This window comes from Microbacterium sp. SLBN-111 (genome assembly GCF_049739645.1).
Lineage (GTDB): Bacteria > Actinomycetota > Actinomycetes > Actinomycetales > Microbacteriaceae > Microbacterium.
The window spans coordinates 1980310-2000225 of the sequence record NZ_JBMGQH010000001.1; the positions used below are offsets into that span (position 1 = coordinate 1980310).

Here is a 19916-nt window from a genome sequence, read left to right on the forward strand (position 1 = left end):
CATTCTCCCGTGTCGGCCCGGCGGCGTCCGCCGTGGGGGCTCGGGGCCGCCACCCGGCCGTCACCGTGCCGCGAGGAACCGGTCCGCCGTGCGCAACGACAGCGCCATGATCGTCAGGGCGGGGTTCGCGGCCAGCGCCGAGGGGAAGACGCTGTTGTCGCAGATCCACAGGTTCGGGATCTCGTGCGAGCGGCCGTCGCCGTCGACCACGCCGTCCGCGGGGTCGGTCGACATCCGGGCGGTGCCGATCGTGTGCGCCGACCGCGCGAGCACGAGAGTCTCCCGTGCGCCCGCCGCCTCCATCACCCGCAGCAGGAAGCTCGTGGCGTGCTCGGTCATCGCGTTCTCGTTCGGCCCCGCGGTGAAGGTCACCCGGGCGCGAGGGATGCCGAACTCGTCGGTCTCGTCGGAGAGTTCGAGCCGGTTGCCGTCCGACGGCAGGCAATCGCCGTTGATGCCGATGCCCGCCATGTGCTGCGCCTGATCGAGGCGTTGCATCAACTCGCGACCCCACAGGCCCCCGCCGCGGGTGAGGGTCGTGGCGAAGGTGAGCGGCATCACGCCGAGGCTCTGTACGAGGTAGCCGCCGGCGAAGTCGGCGTCGGCCGGCCGCATCATGTCCTCGGTGATGAGCGACGACGGGTACCCGCGGTGCCCGCGTACCGGCTCGTCGAAGCGTCCCCACACCTGCGTCGCGCCGTGCGCGAGGAAGTTGCGGCCCACCTGCCCGGAACCGTTCGCGACACCCGCGTGCAGCAGCAGGCGCGGCGTCTCCACGCCCCCGGCCGCGAGCACGAGTGACCGGCACCGCTGCCGCACGTCGACGCCGTCCTGCCGGTAAACGACCGCGGCGACGTGCCCGCGCGCGTCGAGCTCGATGTCGTGGACCATCGCGCCGGTGCGGATCTCGGCCCCGTGGGCCACCGCGACCGGGAGGTAGGTGTTGGCGGTGGTGGCCTTGGCATCCACTCGGCATCCCTGGTGGCAGGCGCCGCAATTGATGCACGCGCGGCGTTCGCCGCGATGGTCCTGCAGGCGCGCACGCGTCAGCACCGCGGCCGGAGCATCGGCGTACCGGATGCCGAGCGCCTCGCATCCGCGCGCGACGAGGGTCGCGGGCGCATTGCGGGGAGAGGGACCGTAGGCGTACGAACGGTCGGGGTCCCACGGGTAGGGGGTCTGGCCGGAGACGCCGATGTCGCCCTCGACCCGCGCGACGTACGACAGCAGCTCGGCGGGATCGAGCGGCCAGTCGCGGCCCTCGCCCGTCTCGGTGCGCAGCCGCAGGTCGCGGGCGTCGGGACGCGGCGTGAACGCACCCCAGTGCAGGGTGGAGCCGCCGACACCGCGGCCGCTGTTGTTGGGGCCGAAGGCGGTGGCATCCGTCCCGCCGCTCAGCCGCTCGGACATCCAGTTGATCTCGACGGCCTCGGTCTCGTCGGGCGTCAGGTCGTCGGGGGAGAAGTTGCGACCGGCTTCCAGAGCCACGACCGACAGCCCGCGCCGCGCGAGCTCGGCGGTCAACGGAGCGCCACCCGCGCCCGTGCCGACCACGACGACGTCGACGATGTCGTCGGTCCCGTGCGTGCGCATGCCGTCGAGGTTCATGCGGCGTCTCCCGTCGCGATCGTGCCGCCGACGCCGGCGGGCTCCCAGTCCTCGCGTCGGCCGAGGGTCAGCTCGACGTATCCTCGGATCGGCGCGCGGCCGCCCGTGGCGAAGCCGTCGAATCCCGTGCGCGCCATGCTCGCCGGGTGCGCGAGCCACTGCCGCACGAGGTCGACGCGGGCATCCTCGAGCCAGGCCGCGAGCAGGTCGGCATCCAGCGGGCCGCCCTCCGGACCGTGACCCTCGATCGCGGCGGCGAGGACGCGCTCGCGCTCGGCCGGGTCGGTGGGCCACGCGGGCGCGAGCGTGTCCAGCCCCGCGCGGTACGCCTCGGGATCGGGCGGCAGGCCGTCGCGGCGCCACCCGTCGCCCTCGCCGCGGCCGAGCTGCGCATCGACGCGCGCGGCGATGTCGATCGCGGGTCCGTCCTGCGGAACGACGAGATCGGCGATCTCCCGCAGGAGCGTGAGCTGCGCGAGGTCGAGCACGCGCGGCGCGTACCCGCGGTCGTCGGACACCGCCCGGCGGTTCAGGATGCCACGCACCCGGTCGTCCACGCGGTCCCCGGCGATGAGCCGCGCCCACTCCTCCGGCACGACGGGTCCCGCGAGCACCTCGTCCGCCACGAACGCGGCGATGAGCTCGGCCGCTTCGGCCGGGCGCTCGAGCGGGATCATGTGCCCGGTGTCGGCGAGCGTGTGGAAGCGGGCGCGCGGGTAGACGTCGGCCAGCAGCCCGGGCTGCGCGGCGGCGCCGAGGTCGGCGTCGTCGTCGCCCGCGAGCACCAGCACCGGGAGATCGAGCGTGCCCACCTCGGCGCGCGCGTCCGCGCGGCTCCCGTCCTCGAGCCACGCGCGCCATGCCGTCGGCGACGTGCGGCGGAGGTCGGTGAGCGCGAGGCTCTGCGCGCCGGGGTCGAGTGGCCGCGCGGTGTTCTGGTCGATGAAGGTCTCGGCATCCGGTTCCGAGATCGCGCCGTCGGCGACCCACGACAGCATGAGCGCGCGCCGCTCCTCGTCCATGGGTTCGGGTCGCGGCGGCGACGGCGCGAGCAGCACCAGGCCCGCGAGCCCGGTCAGCGGGGCTTCGCCGCGCAGCACCTTCGCCGCGACGACCCCCGCGATCTTGCCGCCCATGCTGTGCCCGCCCAGGATCCAGCGACCCCGCGCCCGCTGATTCAGGATGCCGATGACGTGCGCGACCGTGGCCTCGAGCGACGTGTCCGACGCGGCCGTCTCCGAGCCGAAGCCCGGCAGGTCGATGCCCTGCACGTCCACACGGCCCGCGAGCGCGTCGCCGAGCCGCTGGAACGACCCCGCGCTCGCCCCGAGGGCGTGCAGGAAGTACAGGGTGGGGACGTCGTTCGGGCTCGGCATGCCTTCACGCTTTCGCACCGCCCCGGCCGGAATGGGCCGCTTGCGCCCCGAGCCGTTTTGCGCAAGACGGGGGCCTCACCGCCGCTCGTGCCGCACGGACGTGCCGGCTGCCGTCACCCCATGTCCCACTTTTGGTCGTTCCGGGGGCCGCAAACCAGCACATTTCGGGACATGGTCCGCGATAAGTGGGACGAGGGTGGATGCCACGCCTTCGGCGCTACGGCGTGACCATGCCGCCGTTCACGTTCAGGGTCTCGCCCGAGACGTAGCTCGACTCCGCCGAGGCCAAGAAGACGAACGCGGGCGCGATCTCGGCGGGCTGACCGGCGCGCTGATAGGTGCTCTCGTCGTCGAAGTGCTCCATTTGGTCGTCCGAGACACCGTCGCTCACCTGAAGCGCCGACCACGTCGGCCCCGGCGCGACGACGTTGACCCGGATGCCACGGGGAGCGAGTTGCTGCGCGAGGCCCTTCGACAGGTTGTTGATCGCGGCCTTCGTCGCCGCGTAGTCGAGCCGGTCGGGGGCGGGGACGTACGCCTCGAGGGACGCGGTGTTGATGATCGTGGCGCCCTCGGGCAGGTGCGGCAGCGCGGCCTTGGTGATCCAGAACGGCGCGAACACGTTCGTGCGGAAGGTGAGCTCGAACTGCTCGTCCGACAGGTCGTCGACCCTCTCGACCATGATCTGCTTCCCGGCGTTGTTCACCACGATGTCCAGGCCTCCGAGCGCCTCGACGGCCTCGGCGACGAGGGCGCGGCACGCGGCGGGGTCGGTGATGTCGGTCGCGATCGAGACGCCGGTCCGGCCGGCATCCCGGATCTGCTCCAGGACGTGATCGGCGTCGCGCTGCTCGGCCGGCAGATGCACGATCGCGACGTCGGCGCCCTCGCGCGCGAACGCGATCGCGACCGCGCCGCCGATGCCCGAGTCGCCGCCCGTGATGAGGGCCTTCCGGCCGGTGAGGCGCCCCAGACCGCGGTACGTCTTCTCGCCCAGGTCGGGGACCGGCGTCATGTCGGCCTGCACGCCCGGTTCCGGCTGGTGCTGCAGCGGCGGTTCGACGCGGGAGTAGCGCGTGACGGGATTGTCGAAGGTGAACTGGTCGCGATCGGTGGTCATGGGGCGACGCTAAGTGAGCGCACCCACCGCGGCGGCACCCTTGACGTCCTGCGCCTTCCCTGTCCGCCCCGGTCGGGATGCCGGCTCACCGGCCGACGAAATCCCGGAGACGCCGCTCGAACACGGCACCGGAGAACGGGGCCGTGACCTCGTCGGGGGCGAACGCCGGAAGGGCGAGCGCACGACGGACGGCGTCCGCCAGATCGACGGCGTCGAAGCCGGCGGCGACGATGCCCGACACCCCGTCGAGGAAGGTCTCCGTCTGGCCGCCCAACGGTCCCGTCACGACGGGCGTCCCCAGAGCCTGGGCCTCGACCGGCATGATGCCGAAGTCTTCGATGGCGGGGAAGACGAATACGGATGCGTCGAGGTAGAGCGCCGCGAGAAGCGCATCCGAGGGCGACGTGACCACCGTCACCGGTACGCTCGCCGCGGCGGCGCGGGCGCGCAGTACGGCCTCGTCCGGTCCGCGACCGGCGATCACCGCGGGCAGCCCCACCAGCTCGGCCGCGGCGATGACGAGGTCGAGTCGCTTGTAGGAGGCGAACCGGGACGCGCCCAGGACGAAGGGGCGCGGAAGCGCAGCGCGTAAGGACCGATCTGCGGCGGTGAGCCTGCCCTCCCAACCGGCGATATCGCGGAGGCGGTCGACGTCGACCGGCGGGGGAATGACCACCGCGTCCCGATCCCAGCAGTCGCGGATCCGCTCGCGTACGAAGGCGCTGTTGGCCGCCAGCGCGCGAGGTTCGCGGGCGCGGACCCGATCGATGGTGCGCAGAACCGGTGCCACGGCCCGGACCGTCCTGCGCTGTCCGCGGGGATCGAACTCCGGAACCCACAGGTAGCGCGCGGGCGTGTGCACGTAGACGTACTTCTCCACCTCGGGCCCGCGTCCGCGCAGATGCGCGTGGTGGGCGAACAGATGAGAGCTGATCAGCATCCAGTCCACGTCTCGGCGAGGGAGCATCCGCCACGTGGGCACGCAGACCGGTGCGGCCAGCGCCTTGTGGTTCCGAAGCGGGGTCCGCGCCATCCAGGTCTCGGTCACGCGAGCCGCGCCGAATCGCTCGGGGGCATCGTTCCAGAGACACTGCACTTCTGCGTCGGGGAACGCGCGGCTCATCGCTTCGAGGACGTTCTCCGAACCCCCGGCGGGTGCGATCCACTCGTGCACCAGCAGTCCTCGTGCGCCGGACCGGGCGGGTGGTGTGGTCACGGAGTCCCCAGCGATCGCCGGACGTCGTCGATCACGTCGGAGACGCGGTGTGCAGCCGTGTCCCACGAGAACCGCTTCTCGTTCTCGCGGCCCGCGAGGGACAGCCGCGCGCGCAGGTTGGGGTCGGCGTCGAGATTCTCGATGCCTCGCCGGATATCGGCCACGTCTGTCGGGTCGACCCACAGTGCGCTGTCGCCGAGCACCTCGGGGAGCGAAGCCGCCCGCGCCGCGAGCACCGGCGTGCCCATGCGCTGCGCTTCGAGCGGAGGGATGCCGAATCCTTCGTACAGCGACGGGAAGGCGAACGCCGCGGCGCCCCGGTAGAGCGCCATCAGCTGGTCGTCGTCGACGCGACCCAGGAACTCCACGCGTTCGGATTCCTCCTCCGTTCGCGATTGGAAGGCCCGAGCCTGGTGTCCGACGATGAGCAACCGGCGGATCGTGGACAGCCGAGCACCGTCGAAGGCGGCCATGAGCGCATCGAAGTTCTTGTGACGGTTCGGCGACGACACCGCCAACAGGTACGGCTCGCCGATGTCGTATCGGGGACCGTCGGCGCGGAAGCCGGGAGCGACGGCGGCGTGCGCGACCGTGATCTTCTCCCGGGGCAGACCGAAGTGGGCGACCAGTTCCCCGGCGGAGAAGTCGCTGCAGGTCAGGACGTGCGCGCTGCGGCGGAGGAGTCCGGGCACGATCGCGCCGTACAGCAGGCGGAACGACGGGGCGAAGCTCTCGGGATGCCGCACCCAGGTGATGTCGAGGTGGGACGCGATCTGCGGACGGTAGAACGTCGGTCCGGTGTTCGCGAGTCCGATCAACAGGGGCGACCCGATGGACCGAAGGAACCGGGGCAGCGACACCTGCTCCCACGCGTGCCCCCGGAGGCGGCCGACTCGAAGGATCGGGGCCCCCAGGTCGGGCTCGATCAGGTCGCCGGGAGGTGCCACGATCACGACCCGCAGGCGGTCCGCGAGTCGGCGGGTGATCTCGCGCGCCCAGCGTTGCACTCCCGTCGGTGTGTGCGTGAGGAACCGGCCGTTGATGACGACGGGTGCGTGTGGGGAAGGCATGTGCGGATGCTCTCTGTGCGGGGACGACGTGTGCGCGGACGAGGCGAATCGATTCCGATGCTGGGCCCGCGTCCGCGTCGCCGAGCACGCCGAGCGCGGTGGGCCAGACGGGTGAGCTGGCGGGTGAAGACGCTGTCGGCTCGGGCCGACCGCGGGGCGGCGCTCCTGCGGGAGGGATGCCATCGGCCGCCGGTTCTTCGCCGGAACCGTCAGCCGTCCCCTGCCTTCATCAGTGGCGTCACCCGCGAAACCGGCGAGGCTCGTCTGTCGGACCGGCTGCGCTGATGCACGGGCGTCGAACGCCCCGCCGGGACGATGAAGGCGCCATGGCCCACATCGTTCTCGACGCGCGCGGCTACTTCACCACCACCGGGCGCTACATCCGAAAGCTCGTCGAGGGCCTCGCGCGCCTGGACGACGACCACCAGTACACGCTGGTGCTTCCCGCTGACCGCATCCACGAATGGGCGGCGCCCTCGACGCGCTTCCGTGCGGTGGCATCCTCCGCGCCGTTCTTCTCGGTCGCGGAACAGGTGGATCTGGCGCGACAGATCCGCGCCCTTCGGCCCGACCTCGTGCATTTCTGCATGCAGCAGCAACCCGTCGTGCTGGGGGTGCCGCGGGTGACGACCTTCCATGACATGACATTGCTCAAGATCCGCAACGTGAAGAAGTCTCGTCTCGCCTCTGCCGTGCGCCGGGGCGCCGGTCTGTTCGCCTTCGCGGCCGCCGCCCACCTGGGGCGTCTCGACATCGTCGTCAGCCGGTTCAGCGGAGACGATCTCCGGCGATTCACGGGGGTCGGGCGGAAGAAGATCGTTCTCACCTACGAGGCCGCCGATCCGATCCCGGACCCGCCGGAGGCCGTGTCGGTCCCCTTCGATCGATTCGTGCTCTTCGTGGGCAACCAGGTGCCCTACAAGAACCTGGAGCGCCTCTTCGACGCCGTCCAGACCCTCGCCGCATCCCGCGCGGGACTCGGTCTCGTCGTCGCGGGACGCATCGACGACGACGGCCGTCGGATCCTGCGGGAACGTCCCGATCTCGCCCGCGCCGCCCATTTCACCGGGTACGTCTCGGAAGGGAGCCTCCGCTGGCTCTACGAGAATGCCGCCGTCTTCGCGTTCCCGTCCTTCTACGAGGGATTCGGACTGCCGGGCCTGGAAGCGATGAGCCACGGGTGCCCGGTCGCGAGCAGTTCGGCAACGTGTCTTCCCGAGGTCTACGGCGGGGCCGCCGTCCACTTCGACCCCGATGACGTCAGCGGGATGGCGTCCGCCTTGGCGGACGTCATCGACGACCCCGCGTTCGCCGCGGAACTCGTGCGTCGTGGGCACCGGCGGGTCGCGCAGTTCTCCTGGGATCGGATGGCCCGGGAAACGCGCGACGTCTATGAGCGGGCGCTGCGCACCCGCGCGGGTGTCGTTCCGGTGTCCGCGCCACCGGGCAGGGGATAGCTCTCGCCGAGACGACCCCGCAGGCCGGCCAGGCAGGCCGTCGCGACGGCCCCGAAGGCGCGCAGTCGCCCTGCCGCCAGGGCCGCCAGGAAGAGAAGACTCAGGCGGGCTGCGACGTTCACGGCGAGTCGCATGCGGGCCGGGACCGAACCCCGCGCCTGCAGAGCGCTCACGAACGCGGCGTTGCGATTCTGGTAGCGCACCCGCCACAACTCGTCCGGCGCGGTCCGCAGGACGCGGGGGATGCGCACGCGCCGCCGCGGTGGTTCGGCGCTGGCGCGCCAGTCGACGGTGTCCCGAATCTCCACATCCAGGCAGAGCAGGATCTCGCAGCCGTGCCCCCGCAGGCGTGCCGAGAAGGCATTGTCGTCGGCGTAGAGCACCAGCTCGGTCGGGGGCAGGACGCCGAGTGCGGCGATCCCGGGCGGGAGGTACAGCCCGCCCCACATGCTGTTGGGCAGCGGCGTCACGCGGATGTCGCCGACTGCCGTGGGGATCGTCCGCCGCGGGTCGACCGCCGCCCGATGGCGCGAGGCGAAGACGTCGGTGGTGAGGAACGCGCCCGGCCGGAGTTCCCGGAACAGCGTGTCGGCCGCGGCGCCTTCCTTCAGCAGTCTGTAGACCGGATTGACGGCGCGGAAACAGGCCAGCGCGGTCGGAGCGGCATCGGCCCTCGAAGTCAGCGCGTCGGAAACGGCCTCCAGCGTGGCCAGTGCGCCGGGCGGAAGGGGGTTGTCGTCATCGAGGAGGAGGACCGCGGTCGCACGTCGGTAGGCGGCCGCCAGCCCCGTCGCGAAGGCGGGGGCCGATCCGCGGTTGCGTCCGAGGTCGATCACCTCGATACGACCGGCCGCTGCGGACGCGGTTCCGGTCAACGACGCCGCCGAGGCCGGGGCGATGCCGTTGCAGACGACGATGAGGTCGGCGCGCGGCTCCGCGAGGACGGACTGCACCGTCGCGGACAAGCCCGTGGCCCAGCGATCGGCGTACGTGACGGTGACGACGGTCACGCGTGGGAGGGCGTCGGATTCGGCGGGCACCCGCCCGTTCTAGGGGACGGAGCCGACGGTGCGCGCAAGGACGGGCCCGACGGTTCGATCGTGAGGGGAGGGTCGGGCGCGCTTCGCTCGGGCCTCCTCCCCATCGGGCGGCAACCGCACGCTGGTGAACATGTCACCCGTGGGATCACCCCTTCGTGGAGAGTTGTCACGCCGCATTCCGGGGGTGGGCGTCGGTCGTGACCATGCGGCGCCCTGGGGAGGATCGCGAGGTGATCTCCCGCCCACACGGCGACTCCGTATGAAGGTCCTGCTCGCGCGCATCCTCGGATTCGGCTCGCTGCCTCTGCTCGCCTCGCTCGCACCGCTTCTCCTCCTCGGGGTCGTCTCCCGGGCTTCCACGCTCGACCAGTGGGAGGCGGTGAACGTCGGGCAGGCGATCGGCTCGTTCGCGACGGCGGTGACGATGTTCGGGTGGCAGGTCGTGGGGCCGCCCGCGGTCGCTCTCGCTGCGAACGAGGGTGAACGCCGGTCGACGTACGCGGCGGCGTGGTGGCTGCGCGCGGGCGTTCTGGTGATCGTCGCGCCTGCCGCGGTCACGCTGTCGATCGCGCGTTCGCCCGCGGGTACCGGCTGGCTCGCGGCGGCGATGTGCGTCTCGGCGGCCCTGTCGGGCATGTCGATGACCTGGTATGCCATCGGGCTGGGGCGCGCGCGGCTCATCACCGCATTCGAGGTGGTGCCGCGCATCGTCGCGCTCGCCATCGGCGCGGGCATGGTGGCGCTGACCGGGAACCCTCTCTGGTATCCGGGGTGCACGATCCTGGGCATCCTGCTGGCGCAGCTGGCATTCCACCGACGCCGGTTCTCGCGACTCCTTCCGATCTGGCCCGGCCGGCACGCGCTGCGGTCCGCAGTGCGTCTCAGCGCCCCGGGGGCTGGTGTCCTGATCCTGGCCGGTGTCCGCTCGTCATCTCCCGTTTTCGCATCCACCGTCGTCGACGACGGGGACGGGGTGGTGCCGTTGTCCTCCGCGGATCGTCTCTTCCGGTACTCGCTCTTCAGCATCTCCGCGCTCGGTGACGCGCTGCAGAACTGGGTCCTGGAAGGGGCGGGAGGCGGGCGTCGACAGCGTGTCGCCCTGGCTCTCCACGTCACCCTGGGCGTCGTCGGCGCTCTGGGCCTGGCCGTGCTCGGCCCCTGGTGCACCGCGGTCCTGTGGGGTGCGCCCGTCGCCGCGACACCGGAGTACTGCGGCGGGTACGCCGCCGCGTTCTTCTTCGTCTCCGTCGGCACACCGCTCGTCCGGAACGTTCTGGTTCCCCGGGCACGCACCCGACTCGTGCTCATCTCCGACGTCGCGGGCCTGTTCTGCGGGGGAGTGGCGGCCATTCCCCTGGTCGCAGCTCTCGGCGCACCCGGGATCCCCTGGGCACTCGCGGTGGCCGAGGGGACGAGCCTGCTCGGCTACATCTCGGCGGTGCTGGTGCTGAGGCGACCGCTCGTGCGCTGAGGCGACCCGTCATCCGCTGCGGCGGTCTCGGGTCGGCGCGACACTGTGCCGAACGCCCGCGGGAGCATCGTGCAGAACGCCATCAGCACGAGTGCCAGCTGCCACTGCTGTTCGTCGAAGGAGAAGCCCATCACCGCGACGAGCGTCGCTCCCCCGACCGCCAACGCGCCACCGAGGACAGAGCGGAGGAGGACGGCGCAGAAGAGGATGAGCGCGACGAGACCCGAGAGGGCGAAGAGGGAGACGTAGACGTTGTCGAAGTAGAGGAGAGTGTGCGCCCCTCGTACGACGCCTTCACGGAACAGGTCGGCACCGGCACCGGCCCCCGATCCGAACAGACGTGTGGCGAGATCGCGAGCCCACAGGGTGTCCCACGACCCGATGACCAGCGAGCGGTGGATGTAGGACACGGACGATTCGAAGTTCCCGTCGAGGGCGAGGAGCGTAGGGAGGTCGGTGACGAGCGCGGCGATGGCGACCACTCCGGCGCCGACGAGGATCCACAGCAGTCGACGCCATCGGATGCTGGCGACGACGTAGGCCGCGAGCGCGGCCAGCGCTGCCACCACGGCGCTGCGCGTTCCAGACAGGGCCAGAGCCGTCGCAGCGACGACGACGCCACCTGCGTAGCGCCACCGCCGGGTCTGTGCGGCGGCGTGGAGGAGAACGAGGAGGGCGATGCTGGAGAAGAGCGCGAACGGTATGGGGTGCCCGAACGAGCTCTGAGACCGTCCGGCCAGGGCCGGGATCAGGATGTTGACCCGTTCGCCGATGTCCTCGAGCGCGGACGATCGGAGGGGCCAGACCGCTTCCATGTCGACCGTCTGCTCGAGGACGGCATAGGCCGTGTGCGCCAGGGTGAGCCACAAGAAGGTGTCCGCGATGATCGGCAGGTCGTCGGCGCGGAGCAGGGGAACGACGAAGGCCAGGGCCATGGCAGAGGCCACGATCGACACCTGCAGGACCGTGGCCGCGAACGAGAACTGTCCGAGGATGCGGAGGACCAGCCACGTTCCGAAGGCAGCGAAGAGGACCGCGCCCCACGAGGGGGGCCAGGGGAGCGCCTCGTCATGGCGCACGGACGCGATGATGCTCAGCAGGACGATGGTCGAGAGCGCGATCATCGCCATCGCCTGATCGGTCACGGATCCGACCGGGATGACCGTCGAGATGACGAGAATCCCTGAGGTCGCCCGGGCGGGCGTCGACTCGGCGGGGCCGCGCAGCACCACCCACAGGCTCAGCAGGCAGGCGACGAACGCGACGACAGGACCGATCATGTCGGCATCCCTTCGTTCCGTTGAGGGCGGGAGGCGGCCCCGTCGGACGCCCGGGGCGTACCGGGGCGACGCCTGAACGCCCACCCCCGGACCGCGCGTGCGAGCCTCTGCCGTCGTGCCCGGGCCGGGTCGTCCGTCGGTGCTCCCGCATGCCGCGCGGAGGCGAGAGCGACCTCGTCGTCGGGCCAGAGCACGCGCACGAAGATCCGCAGACGCTCCGGCAGAGGTACCGTCCTCAACGCGGCGAGGTACGCGCGCGCCGTGTCGGGCCGAGCCCGCCAGAGCCAATCGCGCGGAAGGATCGCCGTATCGTCGACCGCGTCGGCTCCGAAGGCGGCGACCATCTCATCGCGCAGTGCGGGGACGGCCCCCAACTCGCGTGCGCGGTCGCGGGTCCCTTCCGTGGCGAGGAGAACGCCGACGGCCGCGGATGCCGTTGCGCGGGAACGTCTTCGGGCACCGATCACGGGGCGCACCTCGTTGACGGCCGCCAGAACGGCGTGCACGTCCGGGGCGGGGACCGGAACCGTCGTCCCCGCATAGTGCACGGGCAGGCACGCGGCGGACACGATGTCGAAGGCGGAAGCGTCGTCGAGAATCAGGCCCGGGACCCGGCGGTGCACGTCGATCTCGCACCCCCATGCGCCCGGGGTCATCGTGATGCTGTGGGGCACGGGGGTGTCGTGCCACGGGTCGGGCGAGCGTCGCCACCCCCACGGGACGAGGGCGTCGGCCAGCTCGTTCCAGCGGGCCGGCGGGCACCATACATCGACGTCGCCCGAGTGCTCGCGGGCGCGCAGTCCCTGGTGGTGGAGGGCCGGTCCCTTGATGAAAACGCATGGGATGCCGTGCTCGGCAGCGACGTGGGCGGTGAGGGCATACGCCAGTTCGTGGAAGGGCGACGAAAGACGGGGCGGGTCGAGGCGTGCGATCCGCGCCGGGTGCGCGGAATCCGTGGAAGCGATGCCGAGGGCGGTCATCGCCTCGAGCATCTCCCGCTCTGCGTCTTTCGTCGGGGTCACCGGCCCGGCGACGATCCGCCGCCACATCCGAGCGCCCTCGCCGGTGAGGCAGAACGGTTCCGCGGGATCGGCGGGGAGTACGAGCAGCTCGGCACCGTCCGCGAACATGTCGGATGCCGACACGTCGAGAGCGCCGTAAGCGATCGCGACCCAGCCGGCCGAGGAATGCGGCGCAGCGGTCATGGGGCCTCTCGGGTGAGGAACGGGTCCGACCACTCTGACTCGACCCCGCGGCCCGCGCGGCGTCGCTCGCGGCGCGGCCCGGGCTCGAGACGCCTCCTTCACCCGCGCGCTCGCCCGAAGCCCGACCGCTGATCACGTGTCCGCGGCTCCCTCCGACACGCGGAACGGCCCGGGCCGTCGCTCGCGCGATCGGCCCGGGCCGTTCCCGGTCGGGTGAGGGGTCAGGACGTGCGGCGACGACGCGCCCGGATCAGGCCACCGGCGATCAGCGCGACGAGACCCGTGAGCGCGAGGGCCGCGGGTGCCCCGTCGCTTCCCGTCGCGGCCAGGGCGCCGGAGCGGGTGTCGCCGCGACCCGCCGCGGCCGCGGGCGAAGCGGACGGGGTCGGGCTCGCGCTTCCGGTCGGACCCGGCGTCGGGGTCGCGCTTCCGGTCGGTTCCGGAGTCGGAGTCGGCGTCGGAGTCGGCGTCGGACCGGCCGCGATCGTCACGCGCGCGACGACCGTGCGGTTCTCCGGCGCGACCTCTTGGTCCTTCGACAGCGTCAGGTCGAGCCGTCCGTCCGCGCGGACGTTCACCGACTGGAACCACGTGTTGCGGTCGGGGTCGAACAGGCCCCCGGCACCGGCCGGATCGGTCGCGGTGTGCGGGTCGGGGTACGGGCGCGCGTGATAGGCGAGCAGCAGGTTGCCGGTGGCATCCACGACGAACGAGTTGTGACCCGTTCCGGCCGTCTCTTTCGTGGCCTTCGTCTCGTCGGCGGCGAGGCGACCCTCGAAGGTGTCATTCGTGTCGAGCACCGGGAACGGCGTCTGCGTCCAGCTGGCCGGGTCCGTCAGCGGAGCGTCGACCTTCGCCGTGAGCAGACCGAGGGCGTAGTACTTGTCGACGGTGCCGCCGGAGTAGGTGAGGTACACCCGTCCGCCGTGCTCGATCATGTAGGGCGCTTCGACGACCGCCTGGTCCGCGCCCTCGTCGGTGTCGGACGGGGTGGGCGCCTGCTTGCCCCGCTCCCACGGCTGGCTGGTCGTGTAGACCGTCGACAGCGGTCCGTCGAGCAGGGGCACGACTCCGTCGCCCCCGCGCGCTTCGCCGACGAGGATGCGGTTGCCGTTCGGCATGACCCAGTACCCCTGGGTCGCGCCGTTCTCCTCGCGCTCGAAGTACGTCACGTCGAACGCCGCGCCGTCGAGGACGACCGGCTCGCCCCAGTTGCTCTCGTCGAAGAAGCCGCCGGCGGCGATGGATGCCGTGTCCCCGGTGTACGGGATCAGGACGGTGTTGTCGCACCAGCCGCCGGTCTGCGCGAAGCCCCGGTTCATCCCGGCGACGATCCACCAGCGCCCGTTGATCTTGTGGAACTCCTGCGCCCAGATGAAGCCGCCCCAGCCGAAGAACGTGTTCGGGTACTGCGCCTCTCGACCGACGGTGCCGTCGTCGGGGTCGATCACGATCTGCTCCGGGGCGTCGGCGAGGCCGTCCAGCGTCTTCGCGCGCTTCAGACCGATCTTGCGGTAGCTGCTCGCCTCGTCGATGCGGCCGTTCGACGGCTCGCCGTAGTGCGAACCGGTGAGGTAGTAGTAGCCGTCGTCAGGGTTGAAGAACGCGTGCGGATCGGCGCGGGCATCCGAAACCATGCGCTGCGCGTGCTGCTGCACCGTCCCGGTGATCTCGTACGTTCCGGCACCTCGCCCGGCGGCCTCGGCGATCTGCGCGGCATCCCACTCCACCGGCAGCGCCTTCGCGCTGCCGTCGTTGTAGGTCATCGTCACGGTTCCCGGCAGCGCGCCGCGGACGTCGCCGACCGTCGCTCCGGCTGCGGCGTCGACCGCGACGGCATCCACGCCCGTGTTCTGCAGGTCGACGTACTCGTCGACGAAGCCGGAGTACTGCGCAGCCGTCAGGGGCGCGGACGTCACGTCGGACGCCCATGCGGGCAGCCCGGTGCCGTCCGTGCCGAGGCGCCGCACGTCGGCGAGGGTCGGCGACGTCACGGTCGCCGACACGTCCAGGCTCGACAGGGCGGCGCTGCGTCCCTCGCCGCTGCCGAGGTCGGTCCACAGGACGCGGTATCCGCCGCCGGGCTCGGCGACGATGCGCGGCGCGGAGACGATGCCTCCGCCCAGGTCGATGACCTGCTGGTCGTCGAACGTGCGATCGTCGGTCGAGCGCCAGACGTAGATGCGGCTGGTCGAGTCGTTCTGCGACGCCACGACGCCGAGGTGCCCGTCGGCGTCGCGGAAGAGGCTCGGTGTGCCCATCTGCGCCCAGGGCTTGGCGGCCTGGGTGTCGTCCCACCGGACGGAGAGGATCGCCTGGCCGCGGTTGAGCGGCGTCCACGCCGTCGTGCCGGCCGCGCGCGCGGCGACGTACAGGGCGTCGGAACGGCGGTCGTCGGCGTAGGCGAGGGGATCGTCCTTGACGCCGTTCGTGGTCGTCACGGTCTTGACGTAGGCCGCGATCTCACCGCCCGGGCGCTGGAGGGTGACGTCCCACGTGAAGGGATCGGCATCGCCGTCGACGCGGGCTTCGAGGTGCGCGGCGACACCGGCGTCGTCGAGACCGGCCGTATCGACCGTGCCGTCGGGCGCGATGCGCCCCGCGCCCGGACCTGAAGCGGACCACGTCACCGCGCGACCCCGCACCTCGTCGGGCAGATCACCGATCACGACCGAAGGGATGCCGAGGGCCGCACGGTCGTCGACGGGAGCGCCCGTGACGCCCAGCTCGGCCGGCGTGAGGGCGCGGTCGTAGACCCGGAGGTCGTCGATGAGGCCGGAGAAGTACTCTCCGCCGCCCCAGTTGCCCTTGCCGACCTGGAGCACTCCGCCGTCCTGCCCCAGGATCGCGCTGAGCGCCTCGCCGGCGAGGTTCGCGGCGACGAGCTCGTGATCGACATAGAGCCGCGCGGTCTCGCCGGACAGGACGAGATCGACGTGCTTCCACGCCCCGCCGGCGGGCGCGGTGAGGTTGCCCGAGGTGTCGCGCCCCGCCGTGTTCAGGTAGCGCTCCACGACGAGACCGTCGGCGCGATCGAGGACACCGACGTAACGCTCTCGCCCGTAGGTCTGCGGGGTGTTCGCGGCGGCCGCGAACACCGCCCATCCGACGTTGCCCTGCGCGTCGGGACGGCTGTCGTACGAGATCGTCACGTCGTCGCGGCCGGCGAGCAGCGACCCGCCGCCCACGGTCTTCAGGTCGAGCCAGAACGCCGACGACAGTCGTGCGGCCGTGCCGTGACCCGGCTGACCCGCCTCGAGGGTGGCGGTGCCCTCGACGTTCGCGCGGGCGTCGCCGGAGACGAAGGCGCCGTCCGTGGGTGCGGAATCGAAGTCGAAGGATGCCACGGGCGCGGGCGCGACCGCCGGCGCGACCGTGCGCATCACGGGTGGTGCCGCCATGGCCGGGGCGCCGGCGGCCGAGGCCGCCAGCAGTCCGACGACACCGATGGCCAGGGGCGCGCACCGGCGCGCGGGGAGGGCGTTCCTCATCGGACGTTTCCGTTCTTGTCGTTACGGCGCTGGCGGCGAACGGCGGCCACGCCGGTGCCCAGGAACAGGAGCGTCAGGCCCACCCAGGCCGCCGCGAAGGGGATGTTGCCGCCCGTTGCGGCGAGCGATTCCGAGGAGCTCGCGGCGGACGGGCCTCCCGGCGCCGAGGGAGCAGGAGACGGGGTGCCGGGCGTCGGCGTCGCGCTCGAGGTCGGCTCCGGCGTGGGCGTGGGGCCACCCTTCGGCGCGATCGTCACCGTCATCGTCACCGAACGCAGCGTGGGGAGCACCTGCTCGTCCTTCGTCATGTCCAGGACCGGCCGATCGCCCGCCGCCCAGTGGATGCGCCCGATACGGGTGTCGCGCCCGTTGCCTGCGACGCCGTCACCCCACGTGTGGTACACGTACAGCTCGTTGCCGTCGTCGTCCGTGGTGACCGCGCCGTGCCCCGGCCCCTGCGGGTAGGTCAGGTAGTCCCAGACCCCGGCCGGCATCGGCACGCTCTTCATGATCGGGGTGGTGAACTTGTGCCAGCTGTCGATGTCGGTCAGGTCGCTCGTGGCGTCGGCCCAGACCGCGCCGACGACGTAGCGCGGGCTGACCCCGTCGCTGGAGTAGACCAGGTAGATCTTGCCGTCGCGCTCCATCGCGAATCCGCCCTCGGCCAGGCGGAGCTCCCACGACAGCGAGGGGGAGATGACGGGCTTCTCCTCGCCGAGGATGCGCGTGGGGTTCTGCGGGTCGACCTCTGCGATCCAGGTGAGCGGGTCGCCGAAGCCGGGCGAGATGTACCGCTGCGACCAGGCGTAGTAGGCCTTGCCGTTCGCCTCGAAGTACGTCATGTCGAGGCTGATGTTGCGGTAGCCGTCTCGACCGAGGGGCTGACCCGCGGCGGTGAGGACCGCGGCGGGCTTCGACCAGTCGTCGGGGTTGCCCGGGTCTCCGCCGTCCTTCAGCTGCATGATGTGCGACTGCACGGTGGTCCAGCTGCCGCCCTCGTTCGAGGTCGTGTCGTTCTCGTTGAAGCACGGGGAGAACAGGATCGACAGCTTCCCGCCGATCTCGTGGATCTCCGGTGCCCAGTAGCATCCGGCGATCGTCCGCCCGTCGGTCGTCGTATCCCGTCGCGTGTAGCGGTTCAGCAGGTCGATCTCGCGCTGGGCGCCGCCCGCGGCGTCGGACAGACCGTCGAAGGTGTCGGCGACGCGGATGGGCAGGTGGGCCGAACCGATGTTGTTGTTGTTCGTGTCGTCGGTCGCGATGAACAGGTATTTCGTCGTGCCGTCGTGCTCGTAGCGGTAGATCGTCGGGTCGGCGCGGTTGGCGGCGAAGGGAACGGTGTAGTCCTTCTGGCGCACGGTTCCGCGCACCGTGACCGTGCCGTCCTTCGCGGCGCCCACGGCCGCGAGGTCCTCGGCGTTCCAGTCCACCGGCAGGTTCTCGGTGGAACCGTCCGAGTAGGTCAGGTCGGCGCGCTTCTGCCCGAGTGCCGCCGCTGCTGCGGTGTCGCCGGCTTCGACCGTGGCGGCATCCACCGAGACCCCGGTGTTCACGACGCGGTCGTACCGCTCGGCGAGCGCGGAGGCCAGTGCGCCGCTGATCGGCAGGGCCCCGGAGGGCTCGGCGTTGGCAACGCGGGTCCCGAACGAGGTGAGCGAAGGCGTCGCCACGGTCGCGAGGCCGCCGTCGGCGACGTCGCCGCGATTGCCGGCCGACACGATCTGCGAGCGCCGACCGTTGTTCAGCGGGGAGAACGGGTCGGCCACCAGCTCGGTCCGCGCGAGTTCGGTCACGGTCGTGCGGTGCGCGGCGCCGTTGTCGTCGTTCCACGACACGACGTAGAGCGAGCGAGCCGAGTCCCAGACCGCCCGGGGCGAGACGACGCCCCCGGTGGTGCCGAGATCGATCGTGCCCAGTTCGTCGAAGTTCGAACCCTGGTCGTCGGAGGCGCGGAAGATCGTCGCGCCCGAGCGGGCCGTGGCATCCGGCGCTCCCGACAGGAACACGCGCGTGGCGATGAATCCGAGGCGCCCGTCGGCGAAGAAGAACGGTGACGGGGCGGCGATGCCCCGCTGATCGACGTTGTCGACGCCGAGGTACTCGCCCCGGGCGAACACGACGCCGTAGTTGTCCTGCAGCGGCTGCGCCTCGTCGGGCGTCGCGCCGACCGCGAAGTGGATGCTGCGGGCCACGGTGTCCTGGTTGGCGTCGTGGTCGTCGGTGGGGGTGCGGGTGTACGCGACGAGGGTGCGTCCCGTCGCGGCGTCCAGCACCGACACCTCGAACGTCTTGCGGAATGTGGTGCCGCCCCACGTGGCGCTCGCCGTGATCTGCGCATTCGTGAGGGCCGATCCGGTGTTCACCAGACTCCCGCCCGACACGGCGTCGCCGCTCCACGTGAGATCGACGCCGGGGACGGTGGGGAGGGCGGTCCCGGATGCCACGACCGGCGGCACCACGAGGGTGTCAGTGAGGCGGGCGGAGAGCTCCGTCGCCGACTCGGCGCGCACGGTCACCTGTACGGGAGTCCCCGTGATCTCGGTGCCCGCGAACGCGGCGCGCGGGGTCAGCGTGACGGTCGCGTCGGCGGATCCCGGTGCGGGGCGATGGACGGCGCCGCTCGCGTCGATCACGCCGGTGTCGCTCGAGGTCCACTGGATGCTCGATCCCTCGGCACCCGTGCGCGGGAGCGAGAGGTCGCCCGTCACGGCCGAGGTGTCGCCGAGGTCGATCGCGTCGAGGTCGCGCTGGACGATGGCCTCCGCGGCCGGGGCTGCGATCTCCTGCACCTGCGCCGTCGACAGCGCCGCGCGGTCGACGCGCACGTCGTCGATGGCCCCCGCGAACAGCGGGTCGCCGGCGTAGAGGGACTTCCCGATGAGACCGGAGAACGTCGCCGTGCCGACGGTCGCCGCGCCCGTGGCGTTCGTCGGGGTGGATGCCACCCGCTCACCGTCGACGTAGGTCGACACGCTCACGCCGGACTGCAGGACGACGGCGACATGGGACCAGTGCGTCGCGGAGGCGGGACCGTCGTTCGTCGCCCGCTGCTCGCCGTTCTGCTTCACCGCGCCGATGAGGTTCCCGCCGCACTGCGGAGTGGCGAAGAGGTACCGCTGGTCGGAGCTGCCGAGGCTGTAGGCCCACGCGCACGACTGGTTGCCGCTCCATTTGATCCAGGCCGAGATCGTGACGTCGCCGGTGGCGGGGTCGGTGAGCCCGGGGGCGATCTCCGTGAACGCGGCCCCAGACCCCGCAGCCCCACCGGGCAGAGCGAGGGCGTGGTCTCCGCCGCCGCGCGGACCCGCGACGATGGTCGCGCCGGTGCCGCGGACCGTTCCCGGGTGGGTGCCGGCGCCGTCCGCGATCGTCGTCCCGGCGGGAGCGGCGCCGAGGGCGAGGTCGTCGAAGTCATAGGAGAGCGCGGGATCGGGGGCGGCGGCGTACGCGGGGGCGATGCCAGCGACGAGACCGCCGCCGACGAGGACGGCGGTCAGGGCGAGAGCCGCGGGACGGCGTGAACGCATCGGGGGGCCTTTCGGGCGCGAGGGGACGAGGAGGCTCGTTCGCGTCGTGGGGGCG

General features: G+C 71.8%; 12 protein-coding genes. 2 read left to right on the forward strand and 10 right to left on the reverse strand.

Annotated features, from left to right (window positions below):
- Positions 1–60: 60 nt before the first annotated feature.
- From RKD05_RS09190 to RKD05_RS09210, 5 genes are all read right to left on the reverse strand, one after another.
- On the reverse strand, positions 61–1608 hold the full coding sequence (locus RKD05_RS09190; protein ID WP_424709550.1) for a GMC family oxidoreductase: 1548 nt from the start codon (positions 1606–1608) through the stop codon (positions 61–63).
- On the reverse strand, positions 1605–2984 hold the full coding sequence (locus tag RKD05_RS09195; RefSeq protein WP_424709551.1) for an alpha/beta fold hydrolase: 1380 nt from the start codon (positions 2982–2984) through the stop codon (positions 1605–1607). Before RKD05_RS09195 ends, RKD05_RS09190 begins: the two co-directional genes overlap by 4 nt.
- A 217-nt stretch (positions 2985–3201) precedes the next feature.
- Entirely contained in the window at positions 3202–4104 is a 903-nt protein-coding gene (locus RKD05_RS09200) for an SDR family oxidoreductase (RefSeq protein ID WP_424709553.1), read from the reverse strand.
- 85 nt (positions 4105–4189) lie between these two features.
- Positions 4190–5320: a glycosyltransferase gene (locus RKD05_RS09205; RefSeq protein ID WP_424709555.1), complete on the reverse strand. Its 1131-nt coding sequence runs from the start codon at positions 5318–5320 to the stop codon at positions 4190–4192.
- Complete coding sequence (locus RKD05_RS09210) at positions 5317–6390, reverse strand: glycosyltransferase family 4 protein (RefSeq protein ID WP_424709556.1); 1074 nt, start codon at positions 6388–6390, stop codon at positions 5317–5319. The genes RKD05_RS09205 and RKD05_RS09210 overlap by 4 nt, the downstream gene beginning before the upstream one ends.
- A 326-nt stretch (positions 6391–6716) precedes the next feature.
- Here RKD05_RS09210 and RKD05_RS09215 point away from each other — a divergent pair, with 326 nt between their 5' ends.
- Entirely contained in the window at positions 6717–7847 is a 1131-nt protein-coding gene (locus tag RKD05_RS09215) for a glycosyltransferase family 4 protein (protein WP_424709557.1), read from the forward strand.
- Here the strand turns inward: RKD05_RS09215 and RKD05_RS09220 are convergent.
- Positions 7781–8887: a glycosyltransferase family 2 protein gene (locus tag RKD05_RS09220; RefSeq protein WP_424709559.1), complete on the reverse strand. Its 1107-nt coding sequence runs from the start codon at positions 8885–8887 to the stop codon at positions 7781–7783. The genes RKD05_RS09215 and RKD05_RS09220 overlap by 67 nt on opposite strands.
- Positions 8888–9146: 259 nt before the next feature.
- On the opposite strand from RKD05_RS09220, the gene RKD05_RS09225 reads away from it, so the two are divergent.
- Complete coding sequence (locus tag RKD05_RS09225) at positions 9147–10358, forward strand: hypothetical protein (protein ID WP_424709560.1); 1212 nt, start codon at positions 9147–9149, stop codon at positions 10356–10358.
- On the opposite strand, the gene RKD05_RS09230 is transcribed toward RKD05_RS09225, so the two are convergent.
- The 4 genes from RKD05_RS09230 to RKD05_RS09245 all read right to left on the reverse strand — a co-directional run bounded on the left by RKD05_RS09230 (position 10313) and on the right by RKD05_RS09245 (position 19861).
- On the reverse strand, positions 10313–11638 hold the full coding sequence (locus RKD05_RS09230) for an O-antigen ligase family protein (protein WP_424709562.1): 1326 nt from the start codon (positions 11636–11638) through the stop codon (positions 10313–10315). The genes RKD05_RS09225 and RKD05_RS09230 overlap by 46 nt on opposite strands.
- On the reverse strand, positions 11635–12843 hold the full coding sequence (locus RKD05_RS09235) for a hypothetical protein (protein ID WP_424709564.1): 1209 nt from the start codon (positions 12841–12843) through the stop codon (positions 11635–11637). Before RKD05_RS09235 ends, RKD05_RS09230 begins: the two co-directional genes overlap by 4 nt.
- Positions 12844–13064: 221 nt before the next feature.
- Entirely contained in the window at positions 13065–16334 is a 3270-nt protein-coding gene (locus RKD05_RS09240; RefSeq protein ID WP_424709566.1) for a family 43 glycosylhydrolase, read from the reverse strand.
- Entirely contained in the window at positions 16331–19861 is a 3531-nt protein-coding gene (locus RKD05_RS09245) for a family 43 glycosylhydrolase (protein ID WP_424709568.1), read from the reverse strand. The genes RKD05_RS09240 and RKD05_RS09245 overlap by 4 nt, the downstream gene beginning before the upstream one ends.
- Positions 19862–19916 lie beyond the last annotated feature (55 nt).